Genomic DNA, 19,552 nt, shown 5'->3' on the forward strand with positions numbered 1-19,552 from the left:
GAAGACGGCGCCCCGTTTCCGCAGCCGGCATGACCCGGCTTGAAGGCTGGGCCAGCCGCAAGCCCTGCATCGCCCTGATGGGCGAGTTCAGCGCAGGCAAGACGACGCTGACAAACCTTCTGGTCGGCGAGGATGTCCTGCCGACGCGCGTCACCGCCACCCAGCTTCCCCCGGTGTGGATGAGCTATGGCGAACCGCAGGCGTGGTACGTCGATACCGAAGGCCAGCGGCACGACCTGTCCTTCGATGACCTGCACGGGGTCCCGGTCGAGGGGGTCCGTTACATCCGCCTGTTCTGCAAGGGCCGCATCCTTGAGACCATCGACCTGATCGACACCCCCGGCATTTCGGACCCGAACATCCCGAAGGCGGTCTGGGAAATGGCCGTCGGCTATGTCAACGCGGTGATCTGGTGCACCCATTCCACGCAAGCCTGGCGGGAATCGGAGCGTAGCGCGTGGGAATCCCTGCCCGAACGGCTGCGCGAGAACTCCATCCTGCTCGCAACCCGGTCCGACAAGCTGTTGCCGGCGGAACGGGAACGTGTCGCGCGCCGCCTTCGCCGTGAGGCGGGCGACATGTTCCGCAGCATCATCATGTTCTCTGCCCAGGATGCCTTGCGTGCGGCGAGCGTGGAGGACGCCGGGGATCTCTGGTCGGAAAGCGGGGGCGAGGCGCTTCTGGCGGCGCTGCATGAAGTGGCCCATGACATCATCGAGACGCGAAAGGGGATGCTGTCGCGCTATGCGGTGATCGACGGCGACGGCGCCCTGCCATCACCGCCGCGCAATGTCCGCTCCATCCGGCCGAACCGCGTGGACCGGGAGGACGGCGCCACCCGCACCCGGCTGAGCCGGAACGATGCCGACTCCCTGCGGTCGCGCATCATGGACGACGAAACCGGCCCATCCGCGCCATCGGTTCGACCCGATGCCGAGGTCCTGCACCTGAGCTTCGCGCTGCGTGTCCCCAAGGCCGAGGAGGTCGAGCCGCATCAACCCGAAGCGGAACCCGATCGCGGTGCCAGCGAAGACGAGTCTGATGCCGCCCTCGCCGATACCGCGATGGCGCCGGAGACGAATGAGGCTTGCGACCTGCGGGACGGCGCGGAAACGGATCTCGTCGGGGAATGTGCAGACACTGACGCCGCCACCCCGGACGATGGCGAGGAGCCCACGGACGACGGCGAAGCGGAAGAACAGGGTGAGGCGGAACCGCAATCCGCCGCGCGCCTCTGGCGCGAGGTGGTGGCGGCAGAGCCGGAGGTCCGGACCGTCCAGGACGTGATCGCCCTGTTCGAAAAGTTCCTGATCGCCGTGGATCGTGCCGAAGGGATCGAGCCTGAGGCCGGTCAGGGCGCGGACGGGGGCCTGCGGCGCCACGGGTAAAGGGACGCCCTTCGGGCACTGGAAAAAGCCGGCGCATGCCTGTAATCGGGAACCTGCGGAACCGCGAAACCGCGGAGGCAGGGCATGGCGCTAAACGAACTGATGGATGGCACGCTTCAGGCACTGCCGGAATCTCTTGCGATCTGCTATGTGGACATGCCCGAAGAGTTGGTGCTCACCCGGCGAACCGTCCGGCCATTCAATCAGGAAACACTCGATGCCCTTGCCACGCTTGCTGCGCGGATGCTTGACGGGCGCGGGATTTCTTCGGCCTGGCGGCTTGCCACCAACGCCCCTGACGGCGCCAGCCCGGATGAGGCGGTGGTTCGCAACGGCGACCATACCTGCCTTTTCCTGCGGATGCCCGGACATGCCGACCATGCACTTTGCCTTGTCTGCCGCAGCGGCGCAGATGTCGCACTGGTGCGACTTGCGGGAAGGCAACTGGGGAAGGACATTGCAAATGCTCTCTGAATCCGCAGGATTCAGGCGCCGGAACGGATAGCGGAAGGGCGTCGGTCGCAATGGCGGTCAGTCGTGAAATCATGTCGATCATGGCCGGGATCGAGGCCTTGGCCGAACCGCGGCCCCATTCGGCGCGGCTCCTGCCCGGAAAGTCGGCGACCGCGCGGCTCGAGGCGATCCTGAGAACGATCAACGGTACCGTTCTGCCGCGACGTCTGGTCTTCCGGTGCGATGGCGCAGACAGGATCGTGCTGCTTGCGCGCAGCGGCCGGCTGATCTCGCTCGAGGGAGGGGCCTTGCAGGCTCTGGATGAAATGGCGGCGGCGCTTGTGGGCCACGCACGCCTTGATGGCGTCCACCGCTTCGAGGTGCAACTGGCCGAAGATACCGATGCCGCCGTCGGGGTCTCGACCGCGGATCTTCGTTCGGCCTGCCTTGCCGCGCTTCGTTTGGCCGAGAGCGAGGACTCGGGCGATTTCGCCGCCCGGATGGAGGCGCTTGCGCTGGCCTCCGCCCGTATGGATGCCGCGGGGGGTATTGACGACCGCAAGGGCGAGGTCGCCCGTCTGCCCGGGGCGAACGACGCCGAACTGGTTTCCGACGTCGCTGCGGTGCGCGCGGCGATGCGCCACCTTGGCGGCGAGGGTCTGTTCGCGGTCGGCGCAGGCGAAGGCGACGCAAGTCGCTTTTTCCTCGTTCAGGATGGCGCGGATGCACGGATCGGTGTGACATTCCAGGGCAAGCTTGACCGGCTGATCCGTGCCTGGGCGGAAACCAGGCGGCCGGACAGCGCCTGATCCGCGGCGCAAGCGAGGAGCGTGACGATGGTGGCCTTTCCGAGAGCGGATACAGAAGCAGAGATCCTGCGTCGTTTTCTTGCCGTTCTGGACGGTGCCGCGGCACAGGGCGACCCCTCGCTTGAAAACGCGCGTGCGCAGGCGGAAAGCTACCTTTCCCGGCTCGAGGCTCCGGTGCGGATTGCCGTCGTCGGTCTTTCGCGGTCGGGAAAGTCGAGCCTCGTCAACCTGCTTGTGGGGGAAGCAGTCATTCCGACGCAGCCGCGCAAGTCGGTCATGCCGGCGGTCATCCTGCGTCACTGCGAGGGCAACCGCACGACGGCCAGCTGGTGGGATCGGGAAGACAGGGTCTTCGACGGTCTCGACCTGCAGGGCGCCTTGTCGGAATCCCCCGACATCATCTCGATCGGCATCGACTGCGAGGTGCTTCGGGACGTCTGGCTCATGGACCTTTCGGACCTGGAGGATTCGGGCGCCCAGGCCAACACGCTGTTCGTCCTCAACCGTCTTGCCGACATGGTCGTCTGGTGCACCAACGCGGAAGACCCTTGGACGGCCGAGGAGCGCCACCTGTGGGGGCTGGTCCCGAAGGCTGTCCAACGCCGGGCGATCCTCGTGATGACCCACGCAGATCACCTGTCGGCCGGAACGCTTACGCCCACGCTCGAACGGCTGCAGACAACCGTCGGCGCGGCCTTCAGGAAGGTACTTCCCATTTCCATCAGCGATGCATGGCGCGCCTTGTTGGGAGAGGTGACGCAACCCGAGCGGGCATGGGTGGCAAGCGGGATCGAACCCTTCATGGTTGCCATGATGGAAATGGCGGTCGACTGCCGCAAGACCGAGGTGGAGAAGGTGCGCCGTGGCATGGCGCAGCATCTGGAGCCCCTGCTGGCCCAACTTCCGGTGACGCCCGCGACGATCACGGCGCCGGCGCCGACTGCGGCAAGGGCCGAGCCACGGGCGGCCGCTGGGTCGAAATCCGATCCGGTTCCCCCCGCTGCCGGCCGGCCGGCACTTCAGCCGGTTCAGGCAAGCCCGGCCCTGCTTGCCTGGAAGAAGCGGGTCGAGGGCGTCCTGGACAGCCTGCGCACCGGCGTGATCGAACAGGACGGGGAATTCCTGACCGCCGCGCAGGATGCGGTGTCGTTCTTCCTCGACGATCTGGCGATGTTGCGCGATCTGTCCGACGCGGATGCCTGGATCGAACGCGAGTTCCAGCGCGCGCAGGACCTGCTGATCCTGATGCAGTACGAAGGCGAGGCGTCGAATGCCGAAACGGCGGCCTTGCTTCTGGCGCAGCTGACCGACGGGCTGGCGCAATCCGGCGCGGCCGCCTGACACCTTCGACGCGGGGCGTAAAAGAACAGGGCCCGCGCGCGGCACGGGCCCTGGGATTGCACGGCGCCCGAAGGCTGCCGGTCAGTTCGACATTTCCATCATCTTCTTGTTGTGCTCATCAAGCGTGCTCGAGATGATCGCATACCATTCGCCGGTATTGCGCATCTCGGTCAGGCCGCGGTTCAGGAGCGTGATGTACTGCTTGCCGAAGGGGTTCGACTTGTGGGTGATGAACGACATCGACAGCACCTTCGACAGGCTGGGGTTCTCGACCACGTCCGAACCGATCCCGAGCTTGGCGATGGCGTCGGCGGCAGACTGGACCTCCATCCCGGCCACATCTGCCGCGCCCGTCATCAGAGCCTCCATGCAATCTTCCGGCAGCACCGGGCGGACAAGCTCGATCGCGGGCGGGACCAGTCCCTCCTCCTCGAGGTCGAAGGTGAAATAGCCGTCCATCCGGCAGATGCGGGCGCCCTTGTAGTCCGCAAAGCTCGTCGCGCCGGCGAAGGCGCTGTCCTTCGTGGTGTAGTAGCCGACGACAGGCTCATAGACCGGCAGGGTCGAGTCGAACTGGTCGCAGCGATACTTCATCGAGTCGCTCAGAAGGTCCCGCTTCTCGCAGTTCGGCATGTACCAGCCAAGCCCGACGTCGAAGGCGCCGGTCGGAAGCAGCGTCTCAAGATGCGCCGCCCAGTCGTTGACGAAGGCCGTGGCATAGTCGCGCGTGTTGCCGCCGCGGTGCATCGCCGTCTCGGCCAGCCGGATCAGGAAGCCGCCGCCGTCAAGCGCCTCGTCGCTGAAAGGGGCGTAGTTGCCGCCGGCAAGGAACTTGACCGGCGGTTCGTAGGCGTTCGACTTCGGACGCTCCGCGGCAATCTTGTTCTGTTCCTCGATGATCTGGGCGGCGGTCGCGTCGCCGGCAATCGAGCCATCCGCGCAGGGCAGGTTCAGGACGGTGCCTTCCGTCAGCCCCGCCGGGTTGTCACCGATCACCTCGCGGTTGGCGTTGAATATGTTCTGATAGTCGCCCGTGCCGTAGGCGGCCTGTGCGATCGTGCCCAGCGTGTCGCCGGCCTTGACGGTGTAGGCCGTGCAAGCTTCCTGCGCGAGCGCAGAGGTTCCAAGCAGCAGTGCCGACGCCCCGCCAGCCGCGACACGGAAAAGGATTTGTCGAGATTCCATGTTTCAGTCTCCGTATTCCTGAGTAAAGCACCGCCCGGGGCCGTGCGTGGCTAGAATGTGCGCGGGTCGGGGCAGCCGACTCGCGCAAAGCGGTCAGTTCTGTGCCAGCTTCTCGTTCGCTTCCTTGAGCGAGCTTGCGACGATTTCGTACCACTCGCCGCTGTCGCGCATCTCATCGAGGCCGGCGTTCAGCTCTTCGATGAATTCCACCGCCCGCGGGTTCGTCTTCGACGCCATCGCCGAGATTGCCTGGATCGAGGTGACGAAGGCGTTCTCCACGAATTCGTCGCCCAGGCCGAGTTCCAGGCGAACCGACACCATCGCCTGGGATTCGACCGACATCACGTCGTAGGTGCCCTGCATCACGCCTTCGGCGCAATCGGCCAGAGTCGGCGGGATGGAGATCGTCACCGCGGGTTCGATCAGACCGGCCTCGTCGAGGTCGTGCATCGAGTAGCCTTCAGGCCGACAGATACGCGCACCCTTGTAGTCGGCCAGCGTCTTCGCTGCGGCATAGGGGCTGTCGGCGCGAGAGAAGAAGCCGAACACGGCGTCGTAGAGCGACTTGGAGAACAGGTAGTTGTCGCAGAAGTCGCGCGTCATGTCCGACATGCTGTCGGTCTTGGTGCAGTCCGGCGCATACCAGGCCACGCTGAGGTCGTAGGCATTGAAGGGAAGCAGCACCGACATGTGCGAATCCCAGTCGTCGACCCAGCCCAGAAGATAGTCCCGGTCATTGCCCGCGCGGTGCATGGCCGTTTCCACGAGGCGGATCAGGAAGCCGCCGCCGGTCAGGCCCTCGTCCGTGAACGGATACCAGTCGCCACCGGTCACGAACTTCACCTTCGGCTTGTAAGCGTCGATCTGGACGGTGCTGCGGTTCTGCGCTTCCGCGGTCGATTTCGCCACGTCCGGACTTTCGTCCTCGGCGCTCAGACGCCCGTCGGGGCAGGGCAGGATCAGCTCGGTTCCGGGTTTCAGCCCCGAGATGTCGTTGCCGATCTTGTCGCGGTTGGCGTTGAACACGATCTGGTAGTCGAGGGTGCCATAGGCCTTGATGGCAATGTTGCCGATCGTGTCACCGTCCTGAACGACATAGGTCGAACAGGCCTGCTGCGCCGAGGCGGATCCGAAGAACGCGGCGGCGAGGAGGGCTGACGCCGGAAGTGCTTTGCAAGTGGAGCGCAAGATCATCTGCTGATCTCCTTTCGGTTCTTGGCCGCCCTTGGCGGGACTGGCCCTGATCTGAGGTTTCTGGGTTCGGGGGACTCTCTGCCGTGGTGGGGCCCGCTTCGTGCGAGAATCGGGCGGCAACGGTCAGTTCTTCTTCATCTCCTCCTCGGTCTGGGCCATCAGCCCGGCGGAGACGATGTCGAACCACTCGCCGCTTTCACGCATCTCGGTCAGCCCGCGGTTGATTACGTCGAGAATTTCGCTGCTGTGCGGGTTCGACTTGTGAACCATCACGCGCAGGGTCTTGACCTGTGCGAGGTGGGGATCTTCGACGATGTCGTTCTTGAGCCCGAGGTCGGACAGCGCGTCAGAGGCCACCTGCACCTCGAGGTGCACGACATCGACGGCGCCGGTTGCCAGCCCCTCGAAGCAGTCTGCCGGGGTGGCCGGCCGTACCAGCGTGATCGCCGGCTCGACCAGGCCGACCGAGGTCAGGCCCGAGAGAGAGTAGCTTTCGGGGCGGCAGATACGCTTGCCGACGAACTCCTCGTAGGTCTGTGCGGTCTCAAGCCCGCTGCCCTTGACCGCGAAGAAACCGTCGACGATCTCGTAGAAGGACTCGGAGAAGTTGAAGTCAGTGCATCTGTAGGCGTCCTTCGGCGAAAGCACCCCCAGGTCGCCACAGTCCGGCTGGCTCCAGGGAAAGGTGGCATCGAAGGCCCGGCGCGGCAGCAGACTGTCAAGGTGCGCGCTCCAGTCGTTGACGAAGTCGATGGAGTAGTCCTGCTGCTTGTCACCGCGCAGCATCGCAGTCCGGACCAGCTTGGTGAAGATGCCGCCGTCCGGCAGATCCTCTCCGGTGAAGGGCGGGTAGTCGTTGCCGGTGACGAATGCGATCGCTGCCAGCGGGGTTGCGGCGGCTTCGGCCGTAGCCGCCGGGGCGGTGTCGGCGGGCGCTTCGGCGGCGGCAGGTGCGGGCGCGGAGGCCGTCTCGACGCAGGGGATCTCGATCTGCTGCCCGACCTCGATCAGGTTGGGGTTGCTGCCGATGGCGGTGCGGTTGGCCTGGAAGATCTTCGAGAAATCGCCGTCGCCGAAGGCCCGTTTGGCGATGTTCGTCAACGTGTCGCCCCGCTTGATTGTGTAAGTCGAACATGCCTCCTGCGCGGCGGCGGAATAGGTGCCGGCCGACAGCGCAAGACAACTGACCGCGAGGAGCCTCTGGAAGTCCGTTCGCATGATGTTGCGCCCTTTCTCGAGCTTTGGGTTGCAGCGATCCTTTCGGCACCCTGGGGGCCGACCGGACCGGTTCTGATTTCGGGATTGGCCGCCGCGTCAGGGGGCCGCGAACTCGTTAACTGACCTTGATGACGGCAAAGGAAATGTTGTCCTGATCCGGATCCTCCAGAGACTGAACTTCTGCCATCAGCGCCTTGGCCAACTCGGCGCAGCTGTCTTCCTTGTAGCGATCGACGACCTGCTGGATCTCCGCGTCCGACAGGAATTGCAGGCCATCGCTTGATGCAATGATGATATCGCCCGGACGCAGGGCCACGGGCGCCTTGCCACAGTCGATCCGCGGGATCGGCGCCCCCATCAGGACCGATGTCAGGCAGTTACGGTCCGGGTGGTTGCGCGCCCTCTCCGGATCGAGCATTCCCGTGCGGACCATCAGGTCGATCTGCGGCGCCATGGAGTGGTCTTCGTTGACCTGCCGCAGCCTTCCGTCGCTGAAGACGTAGAGCGGAGAGTCCCCGACCGACACCCAGTGAAGGCGATCTTCCAGCAGCACCGGGGCGATCAGCGTCGTGCCCATCCCGGCGACGTCCCGATTGGCCGCGACGTAGGACGCGATGGTGTCGTTCGCGGCTGTCGTCACCTCGCGCAGGATCAGGGGAATATCCTCATCCTTGAGCGCATGTGGCTGCAGCCGCGCCTTCAGGCCGCGCGACACCTCGGTCACGACAATATTGCTGGCGACATCGCCCGCGGCGTGGCCGCCCATGCCGTCGGCGAGGACGGCAAACCCAAGCGCGTGATCCTTGAGGAACGCGGTCGCTACCGCATCCTCCTGATACTCGCGCTTGCCCTTGTTGATGGCTGTTGCGACGTCATAACGCATTGTTTCAATGTCTTTCTTACTCGGTTCCCCAGACGAAGTCCTCACCGCAGAAAGCGACGAAGGACATCGTGGTCTCCCCAATGCGGATCAGGTCGCCGTCCGAGAGCGGCTCGGTGCTCAGTACCGGCTTGCCGTTCAGCCGGACGATGTTGGCCTTGCCGCCGTGCCCGAGGTAGAACTTGCGATCCTCGTCGTCGAAGGCGATCGCCGCATGGTTGTTGCGCGAGATCGAGTTGTCGCCGAAGTCAAGCTGGATCGCCTGGTCGTCGCCGCGCCCGATCTGCGACACGCCGGCACCGATGGCGATGGCGGTGCCACGGCCCGGGCCCTTGATGATCACGACCCAGCCGAAGGGGAACTCGCAGCGCCCGGTGTTGTCCTTCGCAGGGGCCTCGCGCTGGAACACATCCTCGATCCGCCCGTCAGAGCGTTCGAAGCCCAGGAAGGTGGTCTTGACCCGGCTTCCCCGGCGCGGAGAGGACGAAACCGCAGCCTCGGGCTCGGATGCATTCGACTGCGGCTCGGACCGCGCTGCCGTCGGGGCGGGCGCGGGTGCGGGAACGGCGGCGGGAACCGGGGTGGCGGGCTTTACCGCGTTCTCCGGCAGCAGTCGCAGGATTTCGGCGATCGGCTCCCGGACGGGTTGCGGCTCCGTGGGCCGGATGGGCAGGATCGACGGCTCCGCCTGAGGCTCGGGGGCTGCGGCAGCATCCAGATCCAGCTCGGCGGTGTCGTCGACATCCAGGTCTTCCGCATCCGCATCAGCCTCTGGCAGAGGGGAGGTGACGGCCGCCCTTGCCGCCGCCATCACCAGTCTGTCGGCCTCGGCCTGTCTTTCGGAGTCATTGGTGCCGCGAAGCTGCTGCAGGACCGACTCGAATGGCTCCACCATCAGGTGGGGATCGTCGAGGATGGGATCGGGCATCGCTGCTGGCTGCTCAGGTGAAGCGGCTTCGCCTTCGGGCGCCGCCGCCGCATCCTCCGGCCGCGCGGCTTTCCTGCGAGATACGAGATCAAAGGAAAAGCCCCTCTCGCTGAGCCCCGCCAACGGTCTAATACGCATGATCGTGACCTCACGTTCCAGAATTCTTGTTCGCGCGCGAAATGCGCAATGACACTCGTACTGAAACAGGTCCGGCCCCGGAGCGGGGTCGGCAGAAAGCCTTACTTCGTCGCCAGCGCGTAGGTCGCGGACGCCTTGACGCCGCCACGCTCGATCTCGAACTGCGCGACGGTTTCCCCCTCGTTCGCCAGTTTGCCGACGGCATCTTCCAGGCTGTCGGCGTGAACAAGCGCGATGCCGGTGAGTGTCTCGGACAGGATCACGTCGCCTTCGCGCAAAGTGGTCGGCGCGCTGCCCGTGGCCTTGACGACCACCGACCACCGGTCGCCCTCAACGCGCGCTTCGGTGACCAGTCCGCCGGCCAGGCTCACACGCCGCATCACCGGAACCGCAAGCTGAACGCGGTTGTACTGGCTGTCACCGGGCAGTTTGATCCGGACCGACGCCCGGGCCATTCCGTCACGTTCGACCGAAAGGTTGCGCAGGATCAGCGCCCCGACGTTCTGGGACGGCGACACCGGGTTGCCGTTCACCGAGAAGATCGTCGTGCCTTCGCGAATCCAGTCGCCCGCGATCGAGAAATCGGCCGTCTCGTCGACCGAGCGGATGGTGGCGTAGTTGACGCCGCCGATGGTGCGGACGTTCGCAGTGAACGGAACGACAACGTCCCAGACCGCAAGCTCGACCTGGGACTCAGCCGGAACTGCGGGCGCAGTGGCCGCAACTTCCGCTGCCGGCGGTTCGGCGGCGGCAGTCTCGACGACCGGGCTTTCCGCGTCGGCGGTTGCGGTGGCTTCGGTTCCGGTCTCCACCACCGCGACGGGGGCCTCCGGTTCGTCGGTCACCGCGGTAGCGGCAGCTTCGACCGGCACCTCTTCCGGGGTTGGCGCGACTTGAGCGGCGACCGCGACCGTGGGTTCGGCCAGTTCGGCAACAGGGGCGACGGCGGCGACCTTCAGCGCTGCTGCCGCGACGGTTTCGGCCCTGTCTTCTGTCTCGGTCGCTACTGATGCGGTTGCCACGGGTGCGGTCGCTACCGGTACGGTCGCCAAGGGTGCGGTCGTGGCGGGGGCTTCGGCGGCCAAGGATACGCCTGCGACCTCAGCCGGGGCAGTCGATGCATCCGCGGCGGGACTCTCCGTCGCGATGCCAGCCGGGACTTGCGCCTCCGCTGTGTCGGGGAAACCGGCGACAACGGCCGATGTCTCCTGCGGGATGGGCGCATCGGTCAACTCCGCCGCCGTCTCCTCTGCGACCGCGGGCACGGCTTTCACCGCAGGCGCGGGCGTAACGGAGGCCTGCTCTGCCGGGGCGGACGCCGTGGGCGATGCCGCTTCGGGCGAGGGCGTAGGCGGCGTGACGAGCGTATCGGCGCCATCCATGCGCAGCACGAAGTAGCCGAGCACCGCAAGCACCGCGACAGCCGATAGCCCCATCAGCAGGCCGCGCCCGGAACCGCCCCGCGCGGCAGGCAGCGGCTGAGGCTGAGGCTTGCTGGAAATCCTTGTCGGCTGCACCGGCGCGGGGGCGGCAGGCCCCGCCGCGGTTTCGGCCTCAGCGAGGTTCCGGACCTCCGGTTCCTTCGAAGGCGCGTCCGCTTCGGGCTGCCTTGCGACCGGGGCGCTGGCCACCTTCGGCTCTGCCGCAGATGCCTTCGGTTCCGGAAGCACAACTTGGACCTCGGGCTCCAGCGTCTGTTCGCTCAGCAGGCGGGACACGGCAGCCAGCGGATCGGCATCGCGGATTTGCTGCGACGGATTGGCCAGCATTTCCAGCCATGCAGCCGCATTCTGGATGCGCCGACGCGGCACCGCATTCAATGCCTTGTCGATCGCCTCGAGAAAGCCCAGCGGGTATCCCGGGAACCGGCCCGAGAGGGCCTCGTAGGGGTCGGCGTTGCCTTCCGCGATCGCGGCAAGGCGGACCTGGCTGTTTGCCGGCGGCTGGCCGGTGATGGCGTGATAGAGCGTCGCCGCCAGCGCGTAGAGATCGCTCCACGGCCCTTGTTCGCTGCCGGCAATGTAGAACTCCTGGGGGGAATAGCCGTCCTTCACCACCCTGAGTGCCGACAGGGCGCGGCTGGCGCGTGTCGCTTCCTCGCGCGCGGCGCCGAAGTCGATCAGGATCGGCTCGCCCTTCTTGTTGATCAGGATGTTGTCGGGCGAAATGTCACGATGCAGGATGCCGCTGTCGTGGATGAAGCCCACCGCCGCCAGCAGCTTGTGGGTCATCGTCACGATCTTCGACGGAGTCATCTCGATGGCCGGGTCATCGATCATGTCCAGAAGGTCGCGCCCGTCGATGAAGTCGATGGCCATATAGGCGGTGTCGTTGTCCTCGAAGACCTGATGCACGCCGACGATGTTGGGATGGGCAAGCTTGGCCAAGCTGCGCGCTTCCTGCACGAACAGCTTGACGATGGAGCGGAATTCAGCCTGGTGCGCACGCGACCGCGCGCCCACGATGGTGTCGCTGCGGCGGCAGAAGTTTCCGGGAAAGCACTCCTTGATCACCACATCGCGTTCAAGGCTGTCCTTGGCCAGGTAGGTGATCCCGAAGCCGCCGCTGTTGATGAACCGCGTGATCGTGTACTGCCCCTGAAGCAACTTCGTGCCGGGCTTGAGTTCGTCAACGAACTCCTCCCGTGCAGCTTGCTCAGCGGCGAGTTGCGGTGCAGTCATTGTCGCTTCCCCAACAAGTAAACGGTCGCCTGCCTCAGTCGGAATTGTGTCTGGTTGGACAACAGCCGCGCGATGCAGAAACATTCCTTCGCTTTTACAGTGTTGAGGTTCTGTCAAAGAAAGGGGCGAAAGTAGGGCGCAGTGTGGGCGTAAAGGCGAATTCAGACCGCAAGGCCCGGAAACCGCAAAATTGTGTATGATTATGCGACAATTCATCAACGCCGCCCCTCGCGTTCCAGGCGCATTTCCGTCGGACAAGGCGGTGCGCCGCGGCGCAAGCCAGGGCCGCCAACGGCACGATTCCCGGATCGCGCCGCGCCCCCATCGGGCATGGCCGTCGCCCTCTTTCCCGGTTTACCCGAACGCATCGGGCGGCTAAACATCGGCCATGAGCAGCACCGACGGCAACGAGCCCGCAAGCGGGCCGATCCAGACATCAGAACCCCTGAGCCGCGCGATCGGCGAGCGCTACCTGACCTATGCGCTTTCGACGATCATGCACCGCGCGCTGCCCGATGCACGCGACGGGCTGAAGCCCGTGCACCGCCGCATCCTGTTCGCCATGCGCGAACTGCGCCTGTCATCGACCGGGGGATTTCGCAAGTCGGCGAAGATCTCGGGCGACGTCATGGGCAACTACCACCCTCACGGCGACGCGGCGATCTATGACGCGATGGCGCGCCTTGCCCAGGATTTCAACGTCCGCTATCCGCTCGTGGACGGGCAGGGCAACTTCGGCAACATCGACGGCGACAACCCCGCAGCCTCTCGCTACACCGAGGCGCGGCTGACGGCCGCGGCCGAGGCGCTGATGGAGGGGTTGGCCGAGAACGCGGTCGATTTCCGCCCCAACTACGACGGCACGCTGGAAGAGCCGGTCGTTCTGCCGGCGGCCTTCCCGAACCTTCTGGCCAACGGGTCCAGCGGTATCGCGGTCGGCATGGCGACGAACATCCCGCCGCACAACATCCATGACCTTGTGGATGCGTGCCTTGCGATGATCAAGGACCGCGACATCGGCGACGATGCGCTGGTTGCCCTTGTACCCGGGCCGGATTTCCCGACCGGCGGCGTCATCGTCGAACCGCGCGCCTCGATCCTCGACGCCTACCGGACCGGACGCGGCGCGTTCCGCCTGCGGGCCCGCTGGCAGGTGGAGGATCTGGGCCGCGGCACCTGGCAGATCGTCGTTACCGAAATCCCCTACCAGGTGCAGAAGTCGAAGCTGATCGAACGCCTCGCCGAGGTCATCCAGACCAAGAAGGTTCCGCTTCTGGCCGATGTGCGCGACGAAAGTGCTGACGACATCCGCATCGTCCTTGAGCCGCGATCGAAGAACGTCGAACCCGAGATGCTGATGGGAATGCTGTTCCGCAACTCGGACCTGGAGACGCGCTTCAGCCTGAACATGAACGTGCTGATCGACGGGCGCACCCCGAAGGTCTGTTCGCTGAAGGAGGTGCTGCGCGCCTTCCTCGATCACCGGCGCGAGGTTCTGATCCGCCGGAGCCGGCACCGGATGGAGAAGATCGATCACCGGCTTGAGGTTCTGGAGGGCTTCATCACCGCCTTCCTGCATCTGGATCGCGTGATCGACATCATCCGCTACGACGCCGACCCGAAGGCGGCGCTGATGGCCGAGGACTGGGCTGTCAGGCGTGCCCGGGCAGCGTCCGAGGCGGATTACGTCTCCCCCCTCTCGCTGCCGCACAGCGACGACGGCCTGACCGAGGTTCAGGCCGAGGCGATCCTGAACATGCGGCTGCGCAGCCTGCGCCGGCTGGAGGAAATGGAACTGCTGAGGGAGCAGGACGCCCTCATGCGCGAGCGGGCCGAACTCGACGATCTCCTGTCCTCCGAGGGGCAGCAGTGGAAGCGGATCGCGGCGGAACTCAAAGAGGTTCAGAAGCAGTTTGGAAAGGACGCCCCCGGCGGCGCGCGCCGCTCCGTCTTCGCCGACGCCGCCGAAGCGGAGGATGTCCCGCTTGAGGCGATGATCGAAAGGGAGCCGATCACCGTCATCTGTTCCCGTATGGGCTGGATCCGCGCGATGAAGGGGCATCAGCAGCTGGACGCCGAGGTCAAGTTCAAGGACGGCGACGAGGGCCGGTTCCTTTTCCACGCGGAGACGACCGACCGGATTCTGCTGGTCGGCAGCAACGGCCGCTTCTTCACGCTTCTCGGGGCCAACCTGCCCGGCGGGCGCGGCATGGGTGAACCGGTGCGCCTGATGGTCGACCTTCCGAACGAGGCCGACATCGTCGATCTGCAGATCTTCCGGCCGGGTGAAAGACTGCTGGTCGCCTCGACCGACGGAGACGGCTTCATCGTGGCTTCCGACGAGGTTCTGGCGCAGACGCGCGCCGGGAAGCAGGTCCTGAACCTGCGCGACGGCGCGAAGACGCAGGTCTGCAGGAAGGTCGCGGGCGATCACGTCGCGGTCGTCGGCGACAACCGAAAGCTCTTGGTCTTCGCGCTCGACGAACTGCCGGAAATGGGGCGTGGCAAGGGTGTTCGGCTTCAGAAATACAAGGATGGCGGGCTGTCGGATGCCACCACCTTTGTCCTTGCCGATGGCCTCAGCTGGAAGGATCCCGCCGGACGCACCCGCACCGAAACCGATCTGACGGAATGGCTTGCCAAACGCGCAACCGCGGGCAGAATGGCGCCACGCGGCTTCCCGCGCGACAACCGCTTCACCTGACGGAGGGCGCATCGAATGCAGCCGGGTATCGCGACAAGCGTTGTCTATACCGGCGAACGGCGCGCCCTTTTCGGACTGGCCTTCCGCACCGCGCTTCTGACGGTCGTCACCCTCGGTATCTATCGCTTCTGGGCCAAGACGCGCATCCGGAAGTACATCTGGTCTTCAGTCGCGCTCGATGGCGACCGCCTGGAATATACCGGCACCGGACTTGAGAAGTTCCTGGGATTCCTGGTCGCCGTGGTCGTCCTTGCGATCTATCTCGGCATCGTGCAACTCCTCCTCTTCTACTTCGGCCTGCACTTCGTCGTCGAACCGATGAGCCAGGAAGAGGCCCTGATGCAGCTTGCGGTGGTCTACATCTCGCTTCTGGCGGTTCTGCCGCTGATGATCTTCGCCAGCTACCGCGCGCGGCGCTACATGATGGCGCGCACGCGCCTTCGCGGCATCCGCTTCGGCATGGATTCGGCCGCATGGGGTTATGTCTGGCGCGCGATCCTGCACTATCTGGCGACCGGGCTGACGCTGGGCATCCTCTTGCCGCGCCAGACCTTCTGGCTTGAGAAGTACAAGACGGACAGGAGCTATTATGGCGATGCGCGGTTCGAACAGGGCGGGCGCTGGACGCAGCTTTACCCGGCCGCGATCCATCTTCTGATCGGCGCGCTGATCCTGATCGCAGGCGTCGTGCTCGGCATCCTGACGGAGGATCCCGAACGCGCCGTTCCGGTCGCGATGCTGGGCTATGGCTGGGGCTTCTTCGGCTGGGCCTTCTACGCCGTCCGAAGCCGCCGCTATCTTGACAGCCGGAAGTCTCTGGGCGGGCTCGTCGGCTTTGTCGCGGAGCCGCGGGTCGGGCGGGTGATCGGCATCTATGCCCTTGGCTCGCTCGTGGTTGGCCTTGCGGCGGGGGGGCTGTTTCTGGTGGTGGGCGGCTCTGCCGCGATGGTTGTCGGCGCCATATCCGGGGACGGGGGGACCGGACCCGCGGGCATCGTCATCGTCGCGGTGCTCTACCTTGGCGTCTTCGCCGTCTTCAGCGCCCTGACGCTGGCCTTCATCGTCCAGCCGCTCATCGCGCATTTCTGCGAAACGACTACGGTGCTGAATGCCGCAGCCTTGTCGGGCATCCGCCAGCGCGCCCACGACCGGGGGGCGGATGCGGAAGGCTTTGCCGATGCGCTCGACATCGGCGGGGCGATCTGACGGCCCGGAATGCGTGACCCGGACGGACAGATTGCGGCGACCTTCTACGACGGGGTAACCGCGGCCCGGCATCCGGTGAGGATCGCACCGACGAGCGACCGCCTGGGCCTTGCCATCCTGTTCGAGGAACCGGGGCGAGCGTCAGTCGTCTGGCCCTTCGACCGCATCCGCGCCCTGGCGGATCAGGCCCACCGGGAAAGCCTTGTCCTGACACTGCACACGGACAGTGAGGACGAGACGCCACGCGATCCGGCCCGGCTTGTCGTCGCTGATGCCGATGCGGTGGCCTGGTTCCGTCGCACCCGGCCCTCCTTGTTTCAGCGCGACGTCCGGCCAGGGAACCTGCGCAGGGTCGCGATCTGGCTGGCGGCCGCGGCCGCGGCGGTTCTACTGATGCTCTACGTGATCCTGCCGGGGCTTGCAGACTACCTGGCCGACCACATCCCGCCGGAGCGCGAAATTGCCTTCGGTCGCGCCGTGATGACGCAGGTCGAATACCTCTTTGCCGATGGCGCGGTCAGCTTGGTCTGCACCGACGAAAAGGGGCAGGCGGCCCTGGACCTCATGACGGAACGTCTGACCGCCGGACAGGACATTCCCTACACACTCGATGTCCGGGTTTTCGACCTTGCGATGCCCAACGCCTTCACCGCGCCGGGCGGGCAGATCGTGATCTTCCGCGGCCTTCTGGATGAGGCGGAGAACGCTGAGGAGGTCGCCGGGGTTCTCGCGCACGAGATCGGGCACGCCGTCCACCGCGACCCGACGCGGCTGACGCTGCGCGCGGCAGGTTCTGCCGGCATCCTGTCCGTCGTTCTGGGCGATATCTCGGGCGGCACGCTTCTGGGGGTCGCGGGCGAACACCTGATGCAGGCGTCCTACACGCGTGAGGCCGAGACGGCGGCTGACGCCTACGCTCTGATGCTGCTGAATGATTCCGGGATCCCTGCCGGGCCGCTGGCGGATTTCTTCGACCGGATCGCCGTTCTCACGGACGGGATGCCGGAATACCTGTCCTCCCACCCCCTCAGCGCGGGACGCGCCGAGGCGATCCGTTCAGGGGCCTGGGCCGAGGCCGATGCGCATGTGCTGGGGGCAGAGGACTGGAAGTCGCTGCGGGACATCTGCGACTGAGTTCGGGTCCCCTGCCGGTTGCACGGCGCCTTCGCGCTCAGATCCGCTCCACCTCAAGCCAGACCCCGCCCTGTGGGCGCAGGGTCAGAATCAGCACCGGATCGGGGTCGCGCCCCGGCACGCGCGAGAAGCGGAACCGCGCGAGAAGCGTGGCAAGGACGATCACCGCTTCCTGCAGGGCGAACGAGGCGCCGATGCAGATGCGCGGCCCGGCGCCGAAGGGCAGGTAGGCGAAGCGGTCGATCGCCTTCGGATCGGCGAAGCGGTCGGGATCGAAACGGTCGGGATCGCGCCAGAGCAGGTGGTTGCGATGCAGCGCGTAGATCGGCAGCATCACCGTGTCGCCCGGCCGGACCTCTCGCCCGCAAAGCCGGTCGGCCTTCCGGGCTGTGCGCGACAGGAACGCCGCGGGCGGATAAAGCCGCAACGCCTCGTCGATGATCTGGCGGATGTATGGCAGGCTGTCCAGATCGGCCGCACCGGCCGCCCTTGCACCCAGGACCGCCTGCGCCTCGGCCCGGGCGCGATCCTGGACCGCCGGATCGAAGGCGCACAGGTAAAGTGCCCAGGCCAGTGTCAGCGCCGTCGTCTCATGCCCCGCGACGATGAAGGTCAGCAGGTTGTCGCGCAATTCGGCCGTGTCCATCCGCCGGCCGGTTTCCGGGTCCACGCCTTCGAGCAGCAGGTCAAGAAGGTCGGGCGCGGGCCGCGGCCCGGATTTCCGCCGCGCCTCGATCGCTGTGTCGGCCACGCGCTTCATGTCGCGCATCGCCGGGCCGGAGACGAGCCGCCCCGGCCGTGGCACCCAGGGCGGCGCACCGACGATGTCGAGCAGCGATATCCGTGCGGTCTGGGCGATGTAGGCGTCTATGGCCCGATGAACGGCGGCGCGGTCGAAGGCCTCGCCGCCTGAAAAGGTGACGTCCGAGATCACCTCGAACGTCGTCGTCACCATCTCCTGATAAAGGTCGGCCGCCCGGCCTGCCTGACCGGCGATACGGGCGCTTGCGCGTTCGGCCGCCGCGGTCATCACCGGGGCCAGCGCGGTCACGTTGCGCGGCGAAAAGGCAGGCGCCGCCGCGCGCCTCTGCCAGTGCCAGTGGGCGCCTTCCGCGATGAACAGGCTTTGCCCGATCGCCGGCGCCAGGATAAGCTTGGTCACGTCCGACTTGGGGTAATCCTCGACCCGGTCCTTCAGGATGTGCCGGTTCGCCTCCGGGTCCATCACCATGTGCCAGCGCTTGCCGGTGCGGCCCGAGACGATGGGCTGGCGGGTGGCAATCTCGGGGATCAGTCCCAGCAGGTTGCGGCGCGCGGTGCGGAACGACCCCCATATCCCCATCGGCGCGGTGACGAGGCGCACGCGCGGCGGAAGTTCGGCCAGGGGGGACATGTCGGTGTGCATCCTGGGGCCGAATATAGCGCATGCGGACGGGGCGCCAAGCCGGGGACGTTGCAGGTCCACCACGAAGCCGCTAAGCCTTGTCAAAGCCCGAGCCGAGGATGCCATGACGTTTCTGACCCGAGCAGCCGCCTTTTCCCTTCTTCTCGCGATCGCATCGGCCTGCACCCCCGCAGACCAGAAGCCGGTGACACCGCTGGGCAACTTCGCGCTTGGCTACAACATCGTCATCGCCAAGAACGCAAAGCCGGTCGGCCCCTCGCGCCAGGCCACGGCTGAGGAGTGGGAAGCCGCGATCAGGAAGGAAGTGGAGGCGCGCTTTTCCAGGCAGACGGGCGAGAAGCTCTATCACATCGGGATCGGGGTCGATGCCTATGCGCTGGCCGTGCCCGGCATCCCGATCGTGCTGTCGCCCAAGTCCGTTCTGGCCATCACCGTCAACGTCTGGGACGACACCGCGGGCCGCCGCGTGAACGCCGAGCCGCGGCGCTTTACCGTCTTCGAGCGGTCGTCGGGTGCGACCTTCATCGGCTCCGGCCTGACCTCGAGCAAGGAGGAGCAGATGCAGCGGCTTGCCTCGAACGCGGCGCTCAAGATCGAGGAGTGGCTGGCCCAGAACGAGGCGTGGTTCACGCCCGAGGCAGCGGCGGCGCGCGCGCTTCTCCCGCGCGAGGATCAGGCGGCGCCGGAAACAGCCCCGGAAGAGGCCGCAACAACCAACTGACGCTTGATTTTTCGGGGCCGTGCCGATAGGCAGCGCGCGAACGAAAATGGGCTCCGCACGGGGCCCCCCAACCCATGAGGCGCCTCGGACATGGCAAAGGCAAAGTTTGAACGGACGAAACCGCATGTGAACGTGGGGACGATTGGCCACGTTGACCACGGGAAGAC

15 protein-coding genes are annotated in these 19,552 nt (G+C 66.0%); 8 read left to right on the forward strand and 7 right to left on the reverse strand.

Translation table 11 applies throughout. The annotated features are described in order from the left end of the window. The first annotated feature begins 29 nt into the window (after nucleotides 1-29). From N5I32_RS19750 to N5I32_RS19765, 4 genes are all read left to right on the forward strand, one after another. Entirely contained in the window at nucleotides 30-1,388 is a 1,359-nt protein-coding gene (locus tag N5I32_RS19750; RefSeq protein ID WP_261497671.1) for a dynamin family protein, read from the forward strand. Between the two features lie 84 nt (nucleotides 1,389-1,472). Continuing rightward, nucleotides 1,473-1,862, forward strand: coding sequence for a hypothetical protein (locus N5I32_RS19755; protein ID WP_261497673.1), 390 nt, complete (start codon nucleotides 1,473-1,475; stop codon nucleotides 1,860-1,862). A 50-nt stretch (nucleotides 1,863-1,912) separates the two neighbouring features. Beyond that, entirely contained in the window at nucleotides 1,913-2,650 is a 738-nt protein-coding gene (locus N5I32_RS19760; protein ID WP_261497674.1) for a hypothetical protein, read from the forward strand. Between the two features lie 27 nt (nucleotides 2,651-2,677). Continuing rightward, nucleotides 2,678-3,991: a P-loop NTPase family protein gene (locus tag N5I32_RS19765; RefSeq protein WP_261497675.1), complete on the forward strand. Its 1,314-nt coding sequence runs from the start codon at nucleotides 2,678-2,680 to the stop codon at nucleotides 3,989-3,991. Nucleotides 3,992-4,072: 81 nt separating this feature from the next. Here the strand turns inward: N5I32_RS19765 and N5I32_RS19770 are convergent, their stop codons facing one another. The 6 genes from N5I32_RS19770 to N5I32_RS19795 form a co-directional block, all read right to left on the reverse strand. Next, nucleotides 4,073-5,176, reverse strand: coding sequence for a LysM peptidoglycan-binding domain-containing protein (locus tag N5I32_RS19770; protein ID WP_261497676.1), 1,104 nt, complete (start codon nucleotides 5,174-5,176; stop codon nucleotides 4,073-4,075). A gap of 93 nt (nucleotides 5,177-5,269) precedes the next feature. Beyond that, entirely contained in the window at nucleotides 5,270-6,370 is a 1,101-nt protein-coding gene (locus N5I32_RS19775) for a transporter substrate-binding domain-containing protein (protein ID WP_261497677.1), read from the reverse strand. A gap of 123 nt (nucleotides 6,371-6,493) precedes the next feature. Further along, nucleotides 6,494-7,588 (reverse strand): LysM peptidoglycan-binding domain-containing protein, encoded by a 1,095-nt coding sequence (locus tag N5I32_RS19780; protein ID WP_261497678.1) that lies wholly within the window; start codon nucleotides 7,586-7,588, stop codon nucleotides 6,494-6,496. 115 nt (nucleotides 7,589-7,703) lie between these two features. Continuing rightward, nucleotides 7,704-8,471 carry a PP2C family protein-serine/threonine phosphatase gene (locus N5I32_RS19785; RefSeq protein WP_261497679.1) on the reverse strand — a complete coding sequence of 256 codons (768 nt, stop codon included), beginning with the start codon at nucleotides 8,469-8,471 and terminating at the stop codon, nucleotides 7,704-7,706. A 16-nt stretch (nucleotides 8,472-8,487) separates the two neighbouring features. Beyond that, entirely contained in the window at nucleotides 8,488-9,396 is a 909-nt protein-coding gene (locus tag N5I32_RS19790; protein ID WP_261497680.1) for an FHA domain-containing protein, read from the reverse strand. A 239-nt stretch (nucleotides 9,397-9,635) separates the two neighbouring features. Further along, a complete protein-coding gene (locus tag N5I32_RS19795; protein ID WP_261497681.1) occupies nucleotides 9,636-12,215 on the reverse strand; it encodes a protein kinase domain-containing protein in 2,580 nt (859 codons plus the stop codon). 388 nt (nucleotides 12,216-12,603) lie between these two features. Between N5I32_RS19795 and N5I32_RS19800 the strand changes: the two genes are divergently transcribed. The 3 genes from N5I32_RS19800 to N5I32_RS19810 are packed head-to-tail and all read left to right on the forward strand — an operon-like array spanning nucleotide 12,604 to nucleotide 17,259. Next, entirely contained in the window at nucleotides 12,604-14,919 is a 2,316-nt protein-coding gene (locus N5I32_RS19800; protein ID WP_261497682.1) for a DNA topoisomerase IV subunit A, read from the forward strand. A 15-nt stretch (nucleotides 14,920-14,934) separates the two neighbouring features. Continuing rightward, entirely contained in the window at nucleotides 14,935-16,125 is a 1,191-nt protein-coding gene (locus N5I32_RS19805) for a YjgN family protein (RefSeq protein ID WP_261497683.1), read from the forward strand. Nucleotides 16,126-16,134: 9 nt separating this feature from the next. Continuing rightward, nucleotides 16,135-17,259: a M48 family metallopeptidase gene (locus N5I32_RS19810; protein ID WP_261497684.1), complete on the forward strand. Its 1,125-nt coding sequence runs from the start codon at nucleotides 16,135-16,137 to the stop codon at nucleotides 17,257-17,259. A 37-nt stretch (nucleotides 17,260-17,296) separates the two neighbouring features. Here N5I32_RS19810 and N5I32_RS19815 read toward each other — a convergent pair whose 3' ends face one another. Beyond that, complete coding sequence (locus tag N5I32_RS19815; protein ID WP_261497685.1) at nucleotides 17,297-18,652, reverse strand: cytochrome P450; 1,356 nt, start codon at nucleotides 18,650-18,652, stop codon at nucleotides 17,297-17,299. A gap of 115 nt (nucleotides 18,653-18,767) precedes the next feature. Here N5I32_RS19815 and N5I32_RS19820 point away from each other — a divergent pair, with 115 nt between their 5' ends. Further along, nucleotides 18,768-19,385 (forward strand): hypothetical protein, encoded by a 618-nt coding sequence (locus tag N5I32_RS19820; RefSeq protein WP_261497686.1) that lies wholly within the window; start codon nucleotides 18,768-18,770, stop codon nucleotides 19,383-19,385. The last annotated feature ends 167 nt before the right edge of the window (nucleotides 19,386-19,552 follow it).

The sequence above is a fragment of the Albidovulum sediminis genome, assembly GCF_025380365.1.
GTDB classification, from domain to species: Bacteria; Pseudomonadota; Alphaproteobacteria; order Rhodobacterales; family Rhodobacteraceae; genus Albidovulum; species Albidovulum sediminis.